Source organism: Streptomyces liangshanensis (genome assembly GCF_011694815.1).
Lineage (GTDB): Bacteria > Actinomycetota > Actinomycetes > Streptomycetales > Streptomycetaceae > Streptomyces > Streptomyces liangshanensis.
This window is the reverse complement of the sequence record NZ_CP050177.1, coordinates 1,958,300-1,977,396: the sequence shown is the minus strand read 5'-3', so window position 1 is coordinate 1,977,396 and position 19,097 is coordinate 1,958,300. Positions and strand designations below refer to the sequence as shown.

Below are 19,097 nucleotides of genomic sequence, written 5' to 3'. Positions count from 1 at the left end.
GGCGCCGCACGGGCCCGCGTTAGGGTGCGGACATGCTGGTCGCCGCCGCCGTGTGCCCCTGTCCGCCGCTGCTCGTGCCCGCCGTCGCGGCGGGGGCCCGGTCCGAACTCGACGCCACGCGCGCCGCGTGTGCCGACGCCCTCGGGGTGCTGGCCGCCGCCCGGCCCGACCGGTTGATCGTCGTCGGGCCCGCCGAGGAGGCGGCGGCGGGTCCGTACCCGGCGGGCGCCACCGGGTCCTTCCTGGGCTTCGGGGTGGACGTACGGGTCACGCTCGGCGCGCGCGCCGAGCGGGCGCCGGACGGGCCCGCAGCCGCCCCCGAGCTGCCCGCCTCCCTCGCCGTCGCCGCCTGGCTGCTGGAGCAGGCGCACTGGACGGCCGCGCCCGTCACCGGACTCGCGGTGGGGGAGCGGCTCCCCACCGACCGGTGCGGGCACGCCGGGAAGGAGTTGGCCGACGGGCCGGGGCGGACGGTCCTGCTCGTGATGGGCGACGCCAGCGCCTGCCGGACGCTCAAGGCACCCGGATACCTCGACGAGCGCGCCGCCCCCTTCGACGAAGAGGTCGCGCGGGCGCTGGAGGCGGCCGACACCGCCGCGCTCCGAGCCCTGGACCCGGAGTTGGCGTACGACCTGAAGGTGGCCGGCCGGGCGCCCTGGCAGCTCCTCGCCGGCGCCGCCGAAGGAGCACGCCTCAACGGCGCGCTGCTTCACAACAGCGCGCCGTACGGCGTCGGTTACCTGGTCGCGGTCTGGTCCTGACCACGGGACATCAGGCGCCGGGCACCACTAGTCAGGCGTCACGGGTCAGGCGGGAGGCGGCGGAGGCGGCATGCCCCCGGGCGGCGTGCTCCCGGGCCCGGGAGTCGGGCCGCCGGGCGAGGTCCCACCGTCGTCCTTGTGCGCGAGCCGGTCCAACGCGCTCTTGGCCTTGTCCGTACCCGAGTCGATCTTGTCGCTGTACTTGCCCTTGGTCCGCTGGTCGACCGTACGGGCGGCCTTGTCCAAGCCCTCGCCGATCCTGCCCCCGTGCTGCTGGGCGAGGTCGGACACCTTTTCCTTGGCCGGAGACAGCTTGGCCTTGAACGAATCCATGAGGCCCATGGCCCACCTTCCCTCGGAAGACACGTGCGACGGCACGTGAGGGGCATATCACTCCCAATGCCCCCATATCCGCTTTCCAGCGTACTCGCGGGCACCGCACTCCGCGCATTTCCCCGCACCAGGCGGGCTCAGCCGTAGCGCTCGACGAGTGCCGCCCCGATCGAGGCCAGGTGGTCCCGCACCTCCGGAGGGCCGGTCACTTCCAGCCATTCGACCAGTCCGGCCAGTTCGCCGGCGAGCGTGTACGCGTCGTACCCCCGGATCAGGACCTCGATACGGCCGTCGGCCGCGGCTCCTCCCACCTGGAGCCGGTTGCCGAAGCCCATCCGGAGCAGGCCGATCCCGTGGGGCGCGCACACCGCCCGGATCTCCAGGGGCATTCGCCGGCGGTCGATCTCGTCGGCGATCGCGTGCCAGCTTCCGGCGAGGTCGAAGTCCCCGGGCCGGCGCACGGGATCGCCGGTCGGGTCGACGGACGACACGCGGTCGATCCGGAAGGTCCGCCGGCCGGCCTCCGTGTCGGAGACGAGGTACCACGACGGGCCCTTGGCGACGATGCCCAGCGGGTGGACGGTCCGCGCGGTCTCCGCGCCTTTGCCGTCGACATAGCCGAGCCGCACCTGGACGCCGCGGATCACCGCGTCCTGGAGTGCGTCGAGGAAGGGAGGAGGGCGGTGCTCGACCCGGCCCGCCCCCCACTGGCGCGGGTCCATGACCAGCGACGAGGCCGCCGCCTCGGCGTGCGCCCGGAAGGGCTCCGGCAGGGCATGGACGAGTTTGCGCAGGGCCGCCTTCACCGTGGGGGTCGCGGCCGAGGCCGGGCCGGCCACCAGGAACAGGGCGCGGGCCTCGCCGGCCGTCAGCCCGGACAGGTCGGTACGGGCGCCGCCCACGAGGCGCCAGCCGCCGCCCCGGCCCTGCGTGGCGTACAGGGGAACCCCGGCCATGGCCAGGGCGTCGAGGTCGCGCCGGGCGGTCCGCTCGGACACCTCCAACTCCCGGGCGACCTCCGCCGCCGTCACCCGCTCGCGTCGTTGCAGCAGGAGGAGGACGGCCACCAGCCGGTCGATTCGCACACCGCAACTTTTCCACGGGAAACCGGTCATGGGATGACCGGTTCCGCTCGGCAGGATGGCGGCACGACCTCAGCGGCAGATCCCCTGCCGCCCGAACAGCCCGACAGAAAGAAGCGAGAATCCCCATGTTCGATCCGGCCGCATTCCCCGAGCCCAGCCTTGTCCCGGTCAACGGCGTGGAACTCGAAGTCTTCGAAGCGGGACGGGAGAATGCCGGAAAGCCCGTCGTCCTCTGCCACGGCTGGCCCGAGCACGCCTTTTCCTGGCGCTACCAGGTCCCCGCGCTGGTCGCGGCGGGATACCACGTCATCGTCCCGAACCAGCGGGGGTACGGCAATTCGTCCCGTCCGGCCGAAGTGACGGACTACGACATCGAGCACCTCACGGGTGACCTCGTCGGACTCCTCGACCACTACGGATACGCGGACGCCACCTTCATCGGCCATGACTGGGGCGCGATGGTCGTCTGGGGTCTGGCCCTGCTGCATCCGAAGCGGGTGAACAAAGTCATCAACCTGAGCCTGCCCTATCAGGAGAGGGGGGAAAGGCCCTGGCTGGAGTTCATGGAAGAGGTGTTCGGCGACGACTTCTATTTCGTCCACTTCAACCGGCGGCCCGGCGTCGCGGACGCCGTCTTCGAGGAGAACACCTTCCGGTTCCTTCGCAACCTGTACCGGAAGAACGAGCCCCCCAAGGAGCCTCGGCCGGGTATGGCGTTGATCGATCTCGCCCGCGCGGAAGAGCCGCTCGGTGAGCCCGTGATGAGCGACGGCGAGCTGGCCGTCTTCGTCTCCGCCTTCGAGTCGGCGGGGTTCACGGGCGGGGTGAACTGGTACCGGAACCTCGACCGCAACTGGCACCTGCTGGCGGACGTGGACCCGGTCGTCCGGCAGCCCACGCTCATGATCCACGGCGACCGTGACCTGGTTCAGAAGTCCCCGAGGCCGGCGGAGTTCGTGCCCCACGTGGAGGTGGTCAGTCTCGATTGCGGCCACTGGATCCAGCAGGAGAAGCCGGAGGAGACGAACCTGGTGATCACGAAGTGGCTAGAACGACAGGACGCCGTGTAGCGACCCGGCGGCCCCGCCCGGAAGCGCTCCGGAATCGTCCGGTCACACAAGTGGTTCTGCCGGGGCCCCGGAGTTTGCGAGACTGGGCCGGTGACCACCGCATCTCCCGCACCACGAGTCATCGCCGTCGTCGGTCCCACCGCGGCCGGCAAGTCCGATCTGGGCGTTCATCTCGCCAGGCAACTCGACGGTGAGGTCGTCAACGCCGACTCCATGCAGCTGTACCGGGGGATGGACATCGGAACGGCCAAGCTGACGACGGAGGAGCGCGCCGGCGTCCCGCACCACCTCCTGGACATCTGGGACGTCACCGAGGCCGCCAGCGTCGCCGAGTACCAGCGGCGCGCCCGGGCGGAGATCGACCGCCTGCTCGCCGCGGGCCGTACGCCGGTGCTGGTCGGAGGCTCCGGGCTGTACGTACGGGGCGCCATCGACGCCCTGAACTTCCCCGGCACCGACCCCGAGGTCCGCGCCCGGCTGGAGGACGAACTGACCCTCCGCGGCTCCGGGGCGCTGCACGCCCGGCTGGCCGCCGCCGACCCCCCGGCGGGCCGCGCGATCCTGCCCAGCAACGGCCGCCGCATCGTCAGGGCGCTGGAGGTGATCGAGATCACCGGCAAGCCGTTCACCGCCAACCTGCCCGGGCACGACGCGGTGTACGACACCCTCCAGATCGGGGTCGACGTGGCGCGCCCGGAGCTCGACGAGCGGATCACCCTGCGGGTGGACCGGATGTGGGAGGCGGGGTTCGCGGACGAGGTACGCGCCCTGGAGGGGGAGGGCCTGCGCGAAGGGCGTACGGCCTCCCGCGCCCTCGGCTACCAGCAGTTGCTGTCCGCGCTCGCGGGCGAGTGCACCGACGACGAGGCACGGGCCGAGACCGTACGCGCCACGAAGCGCTTCGCACGACGTCAGGACTCGTGGTTCCGCCGCGACTCGCGCGTGCACTGGCTGGACGGCGGCACGGAGCACCGCGAGGAACTCCCGCGGCGCGCATTGACGTTGGTCGAACGAGCGGTCACAGCCTGATCACGTGATGGCATCGGGACGCTCAGGCCGTCATTCCCGTACCCACGGGCGTGCCATCATCGAGCATCGATCGACCAGTGGAGTCCGAGTTGGGAGGGCGCGTGGCGATGGAGGCCGGCCCTCGCGACGGAGACCCCGCGGCGCGGCAGACCCAGGAGGACGCGCCGCGCCTGAGTCCCGACGGGCCCGACGAGGAGACCACCACCCCGGAGGTCGAGGTCGAGCTGCGCCCCCAGCGCAGGCTGCGGATCTGGCAGCTCGCGCCGATCGTTGTCCTGGCCGCGGTGGGGTCCCTGATGTTCGCCTTCCCGCTCGCCTTCGGTACGGGGGACGGCGGGGCGGTCGTCGCCATGCTGGGGCTCCTGATCAGCTGCTGCGCCGCCGGCTGGGGCATGATGGCGGCCCGTAAGGTCGGCCACACCTGGCCCGGACTGCCTTCCCGGGCCTCGGGGGAGCGCCCCGACTGGCGGGTCATCGCCCTGTACGTCACCGTGGGCGCGGCCGTGGTGGCCCTCGCCGTGTGGCGGGTCGCCCGCCTCCGCTGAGGCGCGTCCGCCCCGTACGCCGAGCCTCGCGGCCCTGACCTCGTACGATGGATCCCGTGAGCACCTCGCCGACGGCCTCCGCCGCACCGATCGCCTTCCTCAAGGGTCACGGGACCGAGAACGACTTCGTGATCATCCCCGACCCGGACAACGTCATCGACCTGCCCGCCCACGCCGTCGCCGCGCTCTGCGACCGGCGGGCCGGCATCGGCGGCGACGGGCTGCTGCACGTCGTCCGGTCGGCGGCCCACCCCGAGGCGCGGGACCTGGCCGGCGAGGCCGAGTGGTTCATGGACTACCGCAACGCCGACGGGTCCGTCGCCGAGATGTGCGGCAACGGCGTCCGCGTCTTCGCCCGCTACCTGCGCCGCGCCGGGCTGGCCGAGCCGGGCGATCTCGCCGTCGCCACCCGCGGCGGGGTCAAGAAGGTCCATCTCGCCAAGGGCACCGGCGCCGACGACGGCGACATCACCGTCGACATGGGCCGCGCGGCGCTCCCCGGCGGCGAGGTGACGGTCACCGTCGACGGTCGCGCCACGACCGCCCGTAACGTCAACATGGGCAACCCGCACGCCGTCACCTTCGTCGAGGACCTGGCGCTCGCGGGCACGCTCTTCGCGGCGCCCGCCGTCACCCCCGCCACCGCCTACCCGGACGGGGTCAACGTCGAGTTCGTCGTGGACCGGGGCCCGCGGCACGTCGCCATGCGCGTCCACGAGCGGGGCTCGGGGGAGACCCGCTCCTGCGGTACGGGCGCGTGCGCCGTGGCCGTCGCCGCCGCCCGCAGGGACGGCGTGGACCCCGCGGCGACCGGGGAGCCCGTCACGTACACGGTGGACCTCCCCGGCGGCCGGCTCGTCGTCACGGAACGCCCGGACGGCGGCATCGAGATGACCGGCCCCGCCGTCATCGTGGCGGAGGGTCACCTCGAACCCACCTGGCAGGCAACGGCGTTCGGCTGACCGGCCGCCCGCGGGGGCACGGATCTTCCCCTGATGTTCGCTCGAACGAGTGATCAGTTTCACGCTGGGCGGGAGCTGGTCCGGACCACGTGGTGGGCTCGGTAGCATCAAGCACCGGCCCGGAGGGCGCTCCTGCTCCTCCACCGCCGGTCGAAGCTGCCGGAGGTGCCCCATGAGCGCAGAGGCCACCAGCCCTGGTGCCCACGGCCGCAGACGCGGCCTTCCCCGGATCGACCTGCGCAGGCTCGGCAGGGCCGCGCTGTTAGGGCCCGCCTCCCGGGGGCGGTTGTCGGACGCCATCGGCCACGTCGCCGACGCGCACCGGGCCCACCACCCCGACGCCGACCTCTCCGTGCTGCACCAGGCGTACGTCCTGGCGGAGCGTTCGCACCGCGGGCAGTTCCGCAAGAGCGGCGAGCCCTACATCACCCACCCGCTCGCCGTGACCCTGATCCTCGCCGAACTGGGCGCCGAGACCACGACGTTGACCGCGTCCCTGCTCCACGACACCGTCGAGGACACGGACGTGACGCTCGACCAGGTGCGGGCGGAGTTCGGCGACGAGGTCTGCTACCTGGTCGACGGCGTGACCAAGCTGGAGAAGGTCGACTACGGCGCGGCCGCGGAGCCCGAGACGTTCCGCAAGATGCTGGTGGCCACCGGCAACGATGTCAGGGTCATGTCGATCAAGCTGGCGGACCGGCTGCACAACATGCGCACGCTCGGCGTCATGCGCCCGGAGAAGCAGGCCAGGATCGCCAAGGTCACCCGCGACGTCCTGATCCCGCTCGCCGAACGGCTCGGCGTCCAGGCGCTCAAGACCGAGCTGGAGGACCTGGTGTTCGCGATCCTCCACCCGGAGGAGTACGCCCGCACGCGCGAGCTGATCGCCGACAACGCCACCGCCGGGGACGCGCTCGCCGCGATCTGCGAGGACGTCAGGCACGTGCTGCGGGAGGCCGACATCACCGCCGAAGTCCTCGTCAGGCCACGGCACTTCGTGTCCGTCCACCGGTCCAGGCTCAAGCGCGGCGAGCTGCGCGGCACCGACTTCGGCCGGCTGCTGGTGCTGGTCGGCGAGGACGCCGACTGCTACGCGGTGCTCGGTGAACTGCACACCTGCTTCACGCCGGTGATCTCCGAGTTCAAGGACTTCATCGCCGCGCCCAAGTTCAACCTGTACCAGTCGCTCCACACGGCGGTCGCGGGACCGGACGGGGCCGTCGCCGAAGTCCTCATCCGTACGCACCAGATGCACAGCGTCGCCGAGGCGGGCGTGGTCGCGCTCGGCAACCCGTACGCCTCCGTGGACGTCGCCGAGCCGCAGGACGGCGAGCGCGAGGACCCCACCAGGCCCGGCTGGCTCTCCCGGCTCCTGGAGTGGCAGCAGGCCGCCCCCGACCCGGACACCTTCTGGACCACCCTGCGCGCGGACCTCGCGCAGGACGGCGAGATCACGGTCTTCCGCGCCGAGGGGGGCATGCTCGGGCTGCCGGCCGGGGCGAGTTGCGTGGACGCCGCGTACGCGCAGTACGGCGAGGCCGCCCACAGCTGCCTCGGCGCGCGCGTCAACGGCCGCCTGGCGACGCTCAGTACGGTCCTGCGGGACGGCGACACCGTCCAGCTGCTCCTGTCCCACGACGCGACCTCCGGGCCCTCCCCGGAGTGGCTCGACCACGCCCGTACCCCCGCCGCCAGGATCGCGATCACCGGGTGGCTGGCCGCGCATCCGGAGAGCGTCAAGGCGCCCGCCGCGACGCCCAGGGCGCCCGCCGCGCTCACCGCCGACCGGCGCGGGGCCTCCAACGCCGTGGTGGACCTGCCGGGCGCGACCGTACGGCTCGCGGGCTGCTGCACGCCCGTACCGCCCGACGCGGTCGTCGGCTTCGCCGTACGCGGCGGCGCCGTCACCGTGCACCGGGTGGAGTGTCCGGCCGTCGCGCGGATGAAGGCGCTCGACCGGGCCCCGGTCGGGGTGAGTTGGGGCGACGCGGCCGAATGCCGCGTCACGCTCTACGCCGAGTCCTTCGGCCGACCGGGCCTGCTCGCGGACCTCACGGAGGCCATCGCCACGGCGGACGCGGCGATCGTCTCGGCGACCGTCGAGCCGCCGAGCGAACAGCGCGTACGGCACACGTACACGCTCCAACTCCCGGACGCGGCGGGGCTGCCGGGTCTCATGCGCGCGATGCGCGACGTACCGGGCGTGTACGACGTCAGCCGCGCCCAGCAGCCGGCGACGGCCTGAGGACCGGGGGGCCCGCCCGGCGGGCCCGCACCCGTTCGGGTGGGATCCGCGCGAGTCGGCCGGGTACGGCGGCCCCGCGCTGGTAGCGGTGGTCCATGCTGCTCACCTCCCGCCGGCTGCGCGCCGCCCTGCTCGCCGCCGCCTCGGCCACCCTCGTCGCCGCGACCCCGTCCGCGGCGCCGCCCACGCCCGAGGCGCTCGGCATCGGCGATCCGCTCTTCCCGACCCTGGGCAACCCCGGTTACGACGTCCTCACCTACGACCTCGACCTCACCTACGGCGGCGACAACACCAAACCGCTGGACAGCGTCACCAAGATCAACGCCGTGACGACGGAGCGGCTGGAGCGCGTCAACCTCGACTTCACCCACGGCACGGTCCGCTCGGTACGGGTCAACGGCGAGCCCGCCACCTTCGCCACCGCCGGGGAGGACCTGGTCGTCACCCCCGCGAGGCCCCTCGGCGCCGGCGCCCGGATGGCGGTCACGGTCCACCACACCAGCGACCCCCGGGGCCGGGCGGGCGGCTGGGTGCGCACCACCGACGGACTGGTGATGGCCAACCAGGCGGACGCCGGGCACCGTGTCTTCCCCGGCAACGACCACCCCGCCGACAAGGCCTACTTCACCTTCCGTATCACCGTCCCCGAGAACCTCACCGCCGTCGCCAACGGGCTGCCGGAGGAGAAGAACCGCGCGGGCGCCACCACCACCTGGACCTACCGCACCCACCACCCCATGGCCACCGAGCTGGCGCAGGTCTCCATCGGGAAGTCGGCCGTCCTGCACCGCGAAGGACCGCGCGGCCTGCCCGTACGCGACGTCGTGCCGGCCGCCGACACGGCGAAGCTGGAGCCCTGGCTCAAGAAGACCCCCGCGCAGATGCGATGGATGGAGCAGCAGGTCGGCCCGTACCCCTTCGAGACGTACGGGCTGCTGATCGCCACCGCCGAGACCGGCTTCGAGCTGGAGACACAAACCCTCTCCCTCTTCGAACGCGCCCTCTTCACCCGCCCCGAGTACGCCGCCTGGTACGTCGACGCGATCATGGTCCACGAGCTGGCCCACCAGTGGTTCGGCAACAGCGTCACCCCGCGCACCTGGTCCGACCTGTGGCTCAACGAAGGACACGCGAGCTGGTACGAGGCCCTCTACGCCGAGGAGTACGGCAAGCGGCCGCTGGAGGAGCGGATGCGCACCGCGTACGGCATGTCCGACAGCTGGCGCGCGGAGGGCGGGCCGCCCGCCGCCCCCGAGCCGCCCACACCGGGTCACCAGATCAGCCTGTTCCGGCCGGTCGTCTACGACGGCAGCGCCCTCGTGCTCTACGCGCTGCGCCAGGAGATCGGCGCGAGCGCCTTCCAGCGGCTGGAGCGGCTCTGGGTCCGGCAGCACCGGGACTCCACGGCCACCACGGCCGACTTCACCGCGCTGGCCTCGGACGTCGCGGGACGTGACCTGAGCGGCTTCTTCCGGGCCTGGCTGTACGGGAAGAAGACGCCGCCCATGCCCGGTCACCCGGAGTGGCGTACCGAGACCGTCCCCGCGAACCGGCCCGGCGGCCGGGACACCGACCCGGGGGCGGCCCCGGACACGGCACGGGAACGGCCCGTGAAACCGGAGTGACGGCCGGGCGGAAGCGTGCCACCATCAACGGGTCGGGCAGCGGGTGGCGCGGCCGGGAATCAATCCGGACCGTCACGCGTTGTGACGATCGAGGGGTACGCCGGGCCGTGAGGCCGCGGCTCCCCCCGCCTTCACTTCCCCCAGCGACGTAAGGATCCGATGACCTCCTCTTCCTCCCCTTCCCAGCACGCGCAGACCTTCGCGGACGACAGCACTGCGGACACCCGCACGGACAGCCTTCGGGCCGATGCTCTGATGGAAGAGGACGTCGCCTGGAGCCATGAGATCGACGGGGCGCGGGACGGCGAGCAGCTCGACCGCTCCGACCGCGCGGCCCTGCGCCGCGTGGCAGGCCTCTCCACCGAGCTCGAAGACGTCACCGAGGTCGAGTACCGGCAGCTGCGCCTGGAGCGCGTGGTGCTCGTCGGTGTCTGGACGTCGGGGACCGTGCGGGACTCCGAGAACTCCCTCGCGGAGCTGGCGGCGCTCGCCGAGACGGCCGGCGCGCTGGTCCTCGACGGCGTGATCCAGCGCCGCGACAAGCCCGACCCGGCCACGTACATCGGCTCGGGCAAGGCCCAGGAGCTCCGGGACATCGTCCTGGAGAGCGGGGCCGACACCGTCGTGTGCGACGGTGAGCTGAGCCCCGGCCAGCTCATCCACCTCGAAGACGTCGTCAAGGTCAAGGTCGTGGACCGTACGGCCCTGATCCTCGACATCTTCGCCCAGCACGCCAAGTCCCGTGAGGGCAAGGCGCAGGTCGCGCTGGCCCAGATGCAGTACATGCTGCCGAGGCTGCGCGGCTGGGGCCAATCGCTCTCCCGGCAGATGGGTGGCGGCGGCGGTGGCGGCATGGCCACCCGCGGCCCCGGTGAGACCAAGATCGAGACGGACCGGCGCCGGATCCGCGAGAAGATGGCGAAGATGCGCCGGGAGATCGCGGAGATGAAGACCGGCCGCGAGATCAAGCGGCAGGAGCGGCGCCGTAACAGGGTGCCGTCGGTCGCGATCGCCGGATACACGAACGCGGGCAAGTCGTCCCTGCTCAACCGCCTGACGGGCGCCGGGGTGCTGGTGGAGAACGCGTTGTTCGCCACCCTGGACCCCACCGTGCGCCGCGCCGAGACGCCGAGCGGCCGGACGTACACGCTGGCCGACACGGTCGGCTTCGTCCGGCACCTGCCGCACCACCTGGTCGAGGCGTTCCGCTCCACGATGGAGGAGGTCGGCGACTCCGACCTGATCCTGCACGTGGTGGACGGTTCGCACCCCTCCCCGGAGGAGCAGCTCGCCGCCGTGCGCGAGGTCGTCCGGGACGTCGGCGCGGTGGACGTCCGCGAGATCGTCGTGATCAACAAGGCCGACGCCGCCGATCCGCTGGTCCTCCAGCGGCTCCTGGGCGCCGAGCGGTACGCGATCGCGGTCTCGGCCCGTACGGGCCAGGGCATCGCCGAGCTGCTCGCGCTCATCGACGCCGAGCTGCCCCGGCCCGAGGTCGAGGTCGAGGTGCTCGTCCCGTACACCCTGGGCGGGCTGGTCTCGCGGGTGCACGCCGAGGGTGAGGTCCTCTCCGAGGAGCACACCCCGGAGGGCACGCTCCTCAAGGCACGCGTCCACGAGGAGCTGGCCGCGGCCCTGTCCGGGTACGTCCCGGTGCCGGTCGCGCCCTGACCGTACGGCCACGCGGACGCTCGAACGCCAAGGGCCCGTTCCCTCCTCGTGAGGGAACGGGCCCTTGGCCGTCGTGTCTGTCGGGTTAACGCACTCGCGCCGCTACTTCGCGAACTTCTCGCTGACCGCGTCGTAGATGCCCTTCGCCACGTCACCCAGGCGCGGGCCGGCCAGCCAGCCGGCCTTGACCGGGCCGATCGACGTGTTGGACACCAGCGCGGGCTTGCCGTCGGCGCCCTCGGCGACCCAGCCGCCGCCCGACGAACCACCCGTCATCGTGCAGCCGATGCGGTACATCGTCGGGTCGTCCGCCTTCAGCGACAGCCGGCCCGGCCGGTCCGCGCACCGGAACTGCTTCTGGCCCTCGAACGGCGGCGCCGCCGGGTAACCGGTGGCCGTCACGGTCGAGATGTCCGCCGTGGCCGGGGCGTCGAAGTCGACGGGCAGCGCCGCGCCGACCGTCTCCTCCAGGGAAGCGCCCGTGCCGCCCTTCTCCGGCGTCACATGGATGACCGCGAAGTCGTACGGAGCGCCCTGCCCGCCGGTGGACGAACCCTGCGCGATCCACTGGTCGGAGGTCAGCGCGCCGTCCGCCCACCACAGGCCGTGCGGGGCCTGCTTGTCGGGATCGGCCTGCAACGCGGCCTCCGACAGACCGTCGTTGTTGTACGACGGCACGAAGACCAGGTTGCGGTACCAGCCGCCCTTCTTGCCGGCGTGCACACAATGCCCCGCCGTCCAGACCAGGTTGGACTTGCCGGGGTGCGCCGGGTCCGTGACCACGGTCGCCGAGCAGACCATCGACCCCTCGGGACCGTCGAAGAACAGCTTCCCCGACGCGGGCGAACTGGCGTCGTACGGCGTGCTCACGGCCGCCGCCTCGACCGGCTGCGGCGTCGGGTCCGTCACCCCGGCGTCACCCGAGATGTCGTGGTCCGCGACCGGCTGCTCCGGGGGCTGCTGCGCGTCGCGCATCCGGTCCGGGCCCCAGAGGTCCTTGATGATCGGGTTGACGAAGTCCCGGGCCTCACGCAGCCACTTGTCCTTGTCCCAGTCCTTCCACTCGCCGTTCTTCCACTTGTCCATGTCGATCCCGCGCTCCTTGAGGCGCTCCTTGAGATCGTCAGGAATCTGGATCTTGCCGTCGGCGGGGGCGGCAGTCGCGCCGGACGAGCCGTCGGACGCGGTGTTGTCACCCGAGCCGCAGGCCGTCGCGGTGAGTGCCAGCACCGTGGCCAGGGAGACCGCCGCGAGGGCGGAGGACATCCCGCGCCCCGGGCGCCTTCCCCTGCGGACGGCGGACATCGGGCGGATGGGTCGCATGCGTGAATCCCCCAGGGACTTAGGAGTTGTGCCGAGCTGTAGGAACCGACGGCGCGCCAGGTCACGGTCCTGGGGCGCGCCCTCCCACTATGCCGTTGCCGATGGGGACGGCGAACGGCAGGGGCGTGGTTCCGCGGCCAAGGTTCTTCCCGCGGGCCCGTGATCCGGGGCATTCCCCGTCGTTGACATGTGCGGGGGGACACGTACGCCGTCCGCCGCCGGGTTCCGGCCGGTGAGCGCCGTACCGACACACAACCGACCTGTGACTGCGGGAGGACCATCAGCCGTGGCCGTGACCGAACCAGCTCCGGCGGCACCGACCGTCGCACACGAGGGCATTCTGCGGCGCCAGGCGCTGCGTGAATCGGCGGCTCGTACGTACGCGAGGTCGCTGCCCATCGTTCCCGTGCGCGCCCGGGGCCTGACCATCGAAGGCGCCGACGGCAGACGGTACTTGGACTGTCTGTCCGGCGCGGGCACCCTGGCCCTCGGGCACAACCACCCGGTGGTCCTCGACGCGATCAGGAAGGTCCTCGACTCGGGCGCCCCGCTGCACGTCCTCGACCTCGCCACCCCCGTCAAGGACGCCTTCACCACGGAGCTGTTCGCCACGCTGCCCCCGCGGTTCGCCCGCCACGCGCGGGTGCAGTTCTGCGGTCCCGCCGGCACGGACGCCGTCGAGGCCGCGCTCACCCTCGTCCGTACCGCCACCGGCCGCTCGGGCCTCCTCTCCTTCACCGGGGCCTACCACGGGATGACGGCCGGCGCCCTCGCGGCGTCCGGCGGGGCCCCCGACGTACGGGTCACCCGGCTTCCCTACCCGTACGACTACCGCTGCCCGTTCGGCATCGGCGGGGAGCGCGGCGCCGAACTCGCCGCCCGCTGGACCGAGAACCTCCTCGACGACCCCAAGGGCGGGGTGCCCGCGCCCGCCGCGATGATCCTCGAACCGGTCCAGGGCGAGGGCGGGGTGATCCCCGCGCCGGACGCCTGGCTGCGCAGGATGCGTGAGATCACCACGGCCCGCTCCATCCCGCTCATCGCGGACGAGGTACAGACAGGAGTCGGGCGGACCGGTACCTTCTGGGCCGTGGAGCACAGCGGAATCACCCCTGACGTCATGGTTCTCTCCAAGGCGATCGGTGGCTCCCTCCCGCTGGCGGTGATCGTCTACCACGAGGATCTCGACTGCTGGCAGCCCGGCGCCCACGCGGGGACCTTCCGCGGCAACCAACTCGCCATGGCGGCGGGCGCCGCCACCCTCGCGTACGTACGGGAGAACCGTCTCGCCGAGCGCGCCGCCCTCCTCGGTGCCCGCATGCTGGGACAGCTCCAGGGACTCGCCGCGAACCACCCCTGCATCGGGGACGTGCGCGGCCGGGGCCTCATGATCGGGGTGGAGTTGGTCTCTCCCGAGGCCGACGCCCCGGCTCCGCCGGACCCCGTCCTCGCCAGGGCGGTCCAGCAGGAGTGCCTCCGGCGCGGGCTCATCGTCGAGCTCGGCGGCCGGCAGTCCGCCGTCGTCCGTCTGCTCCCGCCCCTCACCCTCACCGACGAACAGGCCGCCGCCGTCCTCGACCGGTTCGCCGACGCCCTGGCCGCAGCCGAGCGCGGAGCGCTCCTCCGGACAGAATCCGGTCCGTCGCACTGACCCCGGACCCCATCACAAGGAAGCCCCCACTCGTGAACCCCACCGCACCCGATGCGCCCGAGGCCGACGGCCGTTCCTCCGCCGAGGCCCCCCTCACCGTCGAGTCGCCGACGGTGCCGCGGCAAACGGTCGCGAGCCCCGCCGAGACGCGCCCGCCGACCGCCGCGTCGACCGGCGACCGGTCAGGACCCGCGAACCGGCCGGGACCTGCGGACCGGCCGGGCCACGCGGACCACCCCGACCACCTGGACCACCCCGACCCGCAGAAGGCGGCCGACGCGGCGGCCGTCGAGAACCTGCTGCGCTGCTGGGTACGGGAGAACAACCTCGCCCGCCCCGAGGGCGACGTACTGCGCGTCCCGCTCCACGTCAGCGGCACCGCCCTGCTCGTACCCGTCCGGTACTGGTCCGCCACGGGCTGGCACCGCTTCGGGATGCCGTTCCTGGAGAGTGCCCCCGGCGACGCCCCAGCCGTCGAGGCCGTCACCCTCGCCGCCCTCCTCGGCCGCGAGTCCGGCCGCTTCCAGGGCGCCGACCTCGTCGGCCGGGTCGCCGACTCCGTACGCCACACCGCCGCGTTCGTCACCGACCGGCGCCGCCGCCCCGGCGCGGCCGTCGGCGCCGACCTGTTCCTCACCGCCGAGCAGTCCCTCGTCCTCGGCCACCCCCTGCACCCCACCCCCAAGAGCCGCGAAGGCCTCTCCGAGGCCGAAGCCCGCCTCTACTCACCGGAGTTGCGCGGCTCCTTCCTGCTCCACTGGATGGCCGTCGACCGGTCCGTCCTCGCCACCGACTCCGCCTGGACCGAACAGGGCCGCGTGGTCCCCGCCGGACAGCTCACCGCCCGCCTCCTCGGCGACCTCCCCCTGCCCGACCACACCGTCCCGCTGCCCCTCCACCCCTGGCAGGCAAGAGATCTGAGGCACCGTCAGGAGGTCGCAGACCTCTTCGACGCCGGACTCCTCCACGACCTCGGGGCACAGGGCGACTCCTGGCACCCCACCTCCTCGATCCGCACCGTGCACCGGCCGGGCGCCCCCGCCATGCTCAAGCTCTCCCTCGGCCTGCGCATCACCAACTCCCGCCGGGAGAACCTCCGCAAGGAACTCCACCGCGGCGTCGAGGTCCACCGCCTCCTGCGCGGCGGACTCGGCAAGGAGTGGCAGGCCGCCCACCCCTCCTTCGACATCGTCCGCGACCCCGCCTGGCTCGCCGTCGACACCCCGGACGGACACCCCGTCACCGGACTCGACGTCATGCTCCGCCACAACCCGTTCCGCCCCGGCGACGACGCCGTCTGCATCGCCGCGCTGACCGCCCCCCGGCCCTACCCGGGAACGCCGGGCACCCACTCCCGGCTGGCCGCGACCGTCGCCGCGCTCGCCGCCCGTACCGGCCGCTCCACCGCCGCCGTGTCGGCCGAGTGGTTCCTGCGCTACCTGGACCACGTCGTACGCCCGGTGCTCTGGCTCGACGGCACCGCGGGCATCGCCCTGGAGGCCCACCAGCAGAACACCCTGGTGCTCCTCGACGCCGACGGCTGGCCGGCCGGCGGGCGCTACCGCGACAACCAGGGCTACTACTTCCGCGAGTCCCACCGCGCCGCCCTGGAACGCCGCCTCCCCGGCATCGGGGCGGCCAGCGACACGTTCGTCTCCGACGCGGTCACCGACGAGCGCTTCGCCTACTACCTCGGCATCAACAACGTCCTCGGCCTCATCGGCGCGTTCGGGGCGCAGGGGCTCGCCGACGAGCGGGTGCTGCTCGCCGCCCTCCGGCAGTTCCTCGCCGGGGCCGCGGCGCTCGGCTCACCGCTGCCCGCGCTGCTCCTGGAGGCGCCCACCCTGCGCTGCAAGGCCAACCTGCTCACCCGGCTGCACGGCCTCGACGAGCTGGTGGGACCGGTCGACACCCAGTCCGTCTACGTCACGATCACCAACCCCCTTCGCCGCTGAAGGAACACCTCCCTGTCCGAACTGCCGAGAGGAGAGCGCCACTGTGCCTCCCACCGATGCGAGCGCCGAGGACACCCTCGATCTGCGGCTCACCGACGAGCTGATCGCGCTGTTCGCGGAAGGCGACCCGGCCGCCGGGCTCCCGACGGGCGGCTCCCCGCCGCCCGGCGGCGGCCCCGACGGGCGGCTCCTCGATTCCCCGGCGCAGTGGGGACCCGTCACCACCTCCGCCGGTGTCTTCCAGCTCGTCCCCGTCCGCGTCGAGCGGGACCTTGCCCTGATCAGCCGGTGGATGAACGATCCGGCAGTCGCCGCGTTCTGGGAGCTGGCGGGACCCGAGTCCGTGACCGCCGACCACCTGCGGCCACAACTGCACGGGGACGGGCGCAGCGCCCCCTGCCTCGGTGTGCTCGGCGGGATCCCGATGAGCTACTGGGAGATCTACCGGGCCGATCTCGACCCGCTCGCGCGTCACTACCCGGCCCGCCCGCACGACACCGGGATCCACCTCCTCCTGGGGGGCGTCGCCGACCGGGGCCGGGGCGTCGGCACCGCCCTGCTCAGGGCCGTCGCGGACCTCGTGCTCGACCACCGGCCCCGCTGCGGGCGGGTCGTCGCCGAACCGGACCTGCGCAACACGCCGTCCGTCTCGGCGTTCCTCAGCGCCGGGTTCCGCTTCGGCGCGGAGATCGACCTCCCCGACAAGAGAGCCGCCCTGATGGTCCGCGACCGCGCGCTCCGCGACCTGCTCTGAGGGCGCAGCCGCCTTGAACCGCGGCGCTCGACGCGCACGCAGCTCCACCGACACATCGCCCGACCGGCACCGCGTAACGACCGCACCGCACCGCCCGCCCGCCCGACGAACACCGGGTAACGACCGCACCGCACCGCTCCATCCCTTCCGGCCCGCCTCCCGAGGAGCCCCCGTGCCCCAGTCCTCCGTCACCCACGACTCCACCCACGGCTCCCCGCACGACGCGGCGCGCGACGCGGCCCAGGAGCCGGCCGGCGACGCGACCGGCGCCCCGTCCCGTACCGCCGCCGACGCCCCCGGCGACCTGTTCTCCCCACCCGGGCTGACCGCCCGGGCGTGGGACCGCGCGGGCGCCCGCCTCCTCGCCAAGATGCTCGGGGAGTTCGCGTACGAGGAGATCATCGAACCGCGGCCCGGCGAGGACGACGGCCTCTACACCCTCACCCTCGACGCCGGCGGGACACTCGCCTTCCGCGCCACCCGCGGCTCGTACGGCAGCTGGCGCGTCGACGCGGGGACCGTCACCTCCGAGGGCCGGCCCTTCACGGACCCCCTGCGCTTCCTGATGCTCGCCCGCGGCGTCCTCGCCCTCGACGGCGCGACCCTCGGCCACCTCGTCCGCGAGCTCTCCACCACCCTCGCCGCCGACGTCCGGCTCGACCACACCGCCCTGAGCGCCGACCGCCTCGCCGACCTCGGCTACGCGGAGCTCGAAGGACACCAGACCGGCCACCCGTGGATCGTCCTCAACAAGGGCAGGATCGGCTTCTCCGCCCCCGACGCGGCCCGCTGGGCCCCCGAGGCCCGCACAGCCGCCGCGCTCCCGTGGATCGCCGTCAGCACCTCGCTCGCCACGTACAGCGGTGTCCCCGCCCTCCGCACCCCCGACCTGCTGTACGCCCTCGAACTCGACGCGGCCGTCCGCGAGCGCTACGACCGGGTCCTGCGCGACCGGGGCCTCGACCCCGCCGCGTACCTCTACCTGCCCGTCCACCCCTGGCAGTGGGACGAGGTGCTCCTCCCGCTGTACACCGCGGAGATAGCCCGGGGAGCCGTCGTGCCCCTCCCCTCCGACGGTGACCTCAGACTCCCGCAGCAGTCCGTCAGAACCTTCCTGAACGTCGACCGGCCCGACCGGCACACCGTCAAACTGCCGCTGTCCGTCCTCAACACCCTGGTCTGGCGCGGCCTCCCCACCGAACGCACCCTCGCCGCCCCCGCCGTCACCGCCTGGGTCCACGGACTGCGCGACGCTGACCCCTTCCTGCGCGACGAGTGCGGGGTGATCCTCCTCGGCGAGGTGGCGTCCGTGGCCGTCGAGCACCCGCTGTACGACCACCTCCCCGAGGTCCCGTACCAGTACAAGGAACTGCTCGGCGCGATCTGGCGCGAACCCCTCCAGGCCCGGCTGGCCCCCGGCGAGCGCGCCCGCACCCTCGCCTCGCTGCTCCAGACCGACCCGGCGGGCCGGGCCCTCACCGCCGAACTCGTCGCCCGGTCGGGACTGGCCCCCGCCGTCTGGCTCGAACGGCTCTTCGCCGCCCTGCTGCCGCCCCTGCTGCACTTCCTCTACCGGTACGGGACGGTCTTCTCCCCGCACGGCGAGAACGCCATCGTCGTCTTCGACGACCAGGACGCGCCGGTACGGCTCGCGATCAAGGACTTCGTCGACGACGTGAACGTCAGCGCCCTGCCGCTGCCCGAGCACGACACGATGCCCCGCGAGGTGAAGGACGTCCTTCTCACCGAAGAGCCGGGCTTCCTGGTGCAGTTCATCCATTCAGGGCTCTTCGTCGGTGTGTTCCGCTATCTGGCACCGCTCTGCGAAGATCAACTGGGCGTGTCCGAGGCCGAGTTCTGGTCACTCGTACGGGCCGAGATCGACCGGCACCAGGACCGCTTCCCGGAACTCCGCGAGCGTTTCGAGACGTTCGACCTGCTCACACCGCGCATCGCCCGGCTGTGCCTGAACCGCAACCGCCTCCATCTCGACGGGTACCGCGACCGGGCGCAGCGCCCGCACGCCGCTGTGCACGGTACGGTTCCCAACCCGCTCGCCTCCCGGGGGAGCGGCGGGTGAACGCC

15 protein-coding genes are annotated in these 19,097 nt (G+C 72.9%); 12 read left to right on the top strand and 3 right to left on the bottom strand.

Features of this window, described 5'->3' with window-relative positions:
- The first annotated feature begins 32 nt into the window (after positions 1-32).
- Positions 33-761, top strand: a complete 729-nt coding sequence (locus HA039_RS08320) for a class III extradiol dioxygenase subunit B-like domain-containing protein (protein ID WP_167026064.1) — start codon at positions 33-35, stop codon at positions 759-761.
- A gap of 45 nt (positions 762-806) precedes the next feature.
- On the opposite strand, the gene HA039_RS08315 is transcribed toward HA039_RS08320, so the two are convergent.
- Positions 807-1,103 (bottom strand): antitoxin, encoded by a 297-nt coding sequence (locus HA039_RS08315; protein ID WP_167026061.1) that lies wholly within the window; start codon positions 1,101-1,103, stop codon positions 807-809.
- 128 nt (positions 1,104-1,231) lie between these two features.
- A complete protein-coding gene (locus HA039_RS08310; RefSeq protein ID WP_167026058.1) occupies positions 1,232-2,179 on the bottom strand; it encodes a helix-turn-helix transcriptional regulator in 948 nt (315 codons plus the stop codon).
- Positions 2,180-2,304: 125 nt separating this feature from the next.
- On the opposite strand from HA039_RS08310, the gene HA039_RS08305 reads away from it, so the two are divergent.
- The 7 genes from HA039_RS08305 to hflX all read left to right on the top strand — a co-directional run bounded on the left by HA039_RS08305 (position 2,305) and on the right by hflX (position 11,329).
- Positions 2,305-3,249, top strand: a complete 945-nt coding sequence (locus HA039_RS08305; RefSeq protein ID WP_167026055.1) for an alpha/beta fold hydrolase — start codon at positions 2,305-2,307, stop codon at positions 3,247-3,249.
- A gap of 90 nt (positions 3,250-3,339) precedes the next feature.
- Positions 3,340-4,278 (top strand): tRNA (adenosine(37)-N6)-dimethylallyltransferase MiaA, encoded by a 939-nt coding sequence (gene miaA / locus HA039_RS08300; protein WP_167026052.1) that lies wholly within the window; start codon positions 3,340-3,342, stop codon positions 4,276-4,278.
- Between the two features lie 107 nt (positions 4,279-4,385).
- Complete coding sequence (locus HA039_RS08295) at positions 4,386-4,823, top strand: hypothetical protein (protein WP_167036426.1); 438 nt, start codon at positions 4,386-4,388, stop codon at positions 4,821-4,823.
- A 56-nt stretch (positions 4,824-4,879) separates the two neighbouring features.
- Positions 4,880-5,785: a diaminopimelate epimerase gene (gene dapF, locus HA039_RS08290; RefSeq protein WP_425086320.1), complete on the top strand. Its 906-nt coding sequence runs from the start codon at positions 4,880-4,882 to the stop codon at positions 5,783-5,785.
- 172 nt (positions 5,786-5,957) lie between these two features.
- Positions 5,958-8,033 carry a RelA/SpoT family protein gene (locus HA039_RS08285; protein ID WP_167026046.1) on the top strand — a complete coding sequence of 692 codons (2,076 nt, stop codon included), beginning with the start codon at positions 5,958-5,960 and terminating at the stop codon, positions 8,031-8,033.
- 95 nt (positions 8,034-8,128) lie between these two features.
- Positions 8,129-9,658, top strand: a complete 1,530-nt coding sequence (locus tag HA039_RS08280; protein WP_167026043.1) for a M1 family metallopeptidase — start codon at positions 8,129-8,131, stop codon at positions 9,656-9,658.
- Between the two features lie 159 nt (positions 9,659-9,817).
- Positions 9,818-11,329, top strand: a complete 1,512-nt coding sequence (gene hflX, locus HA039_RS08275; protein WP_167026039.1) for a GTPase HflX — start codon at positions 9,818-9,820, stop codon at positions 11,327-11,329.
- A gap of 102 nt (positions 11,330-11,431) precedes the next feature.
- Here hflX and HA039_RS08270 read toward each other — a convergent pair whose 3' ends face one another.
- Entirely contained in the window at positions 11,432-12,652 is a 1,221-nt protein-coding gene (locus HA039_RS08270) for a trypsin-like serine peptidase (protein ID WP_167026036.1), read from the bottom strand.
- Positions 12,653-12,938: 286 nt separating this feature from the next.
- Here HA039_RS08270 and HA039_RS08265 point away from each other — a divergent pair, with 286 nt between their 5' ends.
- The 4 genes from HA039_RS08265 (at position 12,939) to HA039_RS08250 (ending at position 19,092) form a co-directional block, all read left to right on the top strand.
- Positions 12,939-14,303: a diaminobutyrate--2-oxoglutarate transaminase family protein gene (locus HA039_RS08265; protein ID WP_167026033.1), complete on the top strand. Its 1,365-nt coding sequence runs from the start codon at positions 12,939-12,941 to the stop codon at positions 14,301-14,303.
- A gap of 32 nt (positions 14,304-14,335) precedes the next feature.
- Complete coding sequence (locus HA039_RS08260) at positions 14,336-16,258, top strand: IucA/IucC family protein (RefSeq protein ID WP_167026031.1); 1,923 nt, start codon at positions 14,336-14,338, stop codon at positions 16,256-16,258.
- 43 nt (positions 16,259-16,301) lie between these two features.
- Entirely contained in the window at positions 16,302-17,012 is a 711-nt protein-coding gene (locus tag HA039_RS08255; protein WP_167026027.1) for a GNAT family N-acetyltransferase, read from the top strand.
- Positions 17,013-17,316: 304 nt separating this feature from the next.
- Positions 17,317-19,092, top strand: coding sequence for an IucA/IucC family protein (locus HA039_RS08250; RefSeq protein ID WP_243870015.1), 1,776 nt, complete (start codon positions 17,317-17,319; stop codon positions 19,090-19,092).
- Positions 19,093-19,097 lie beyond the last annotated feature (5 nt).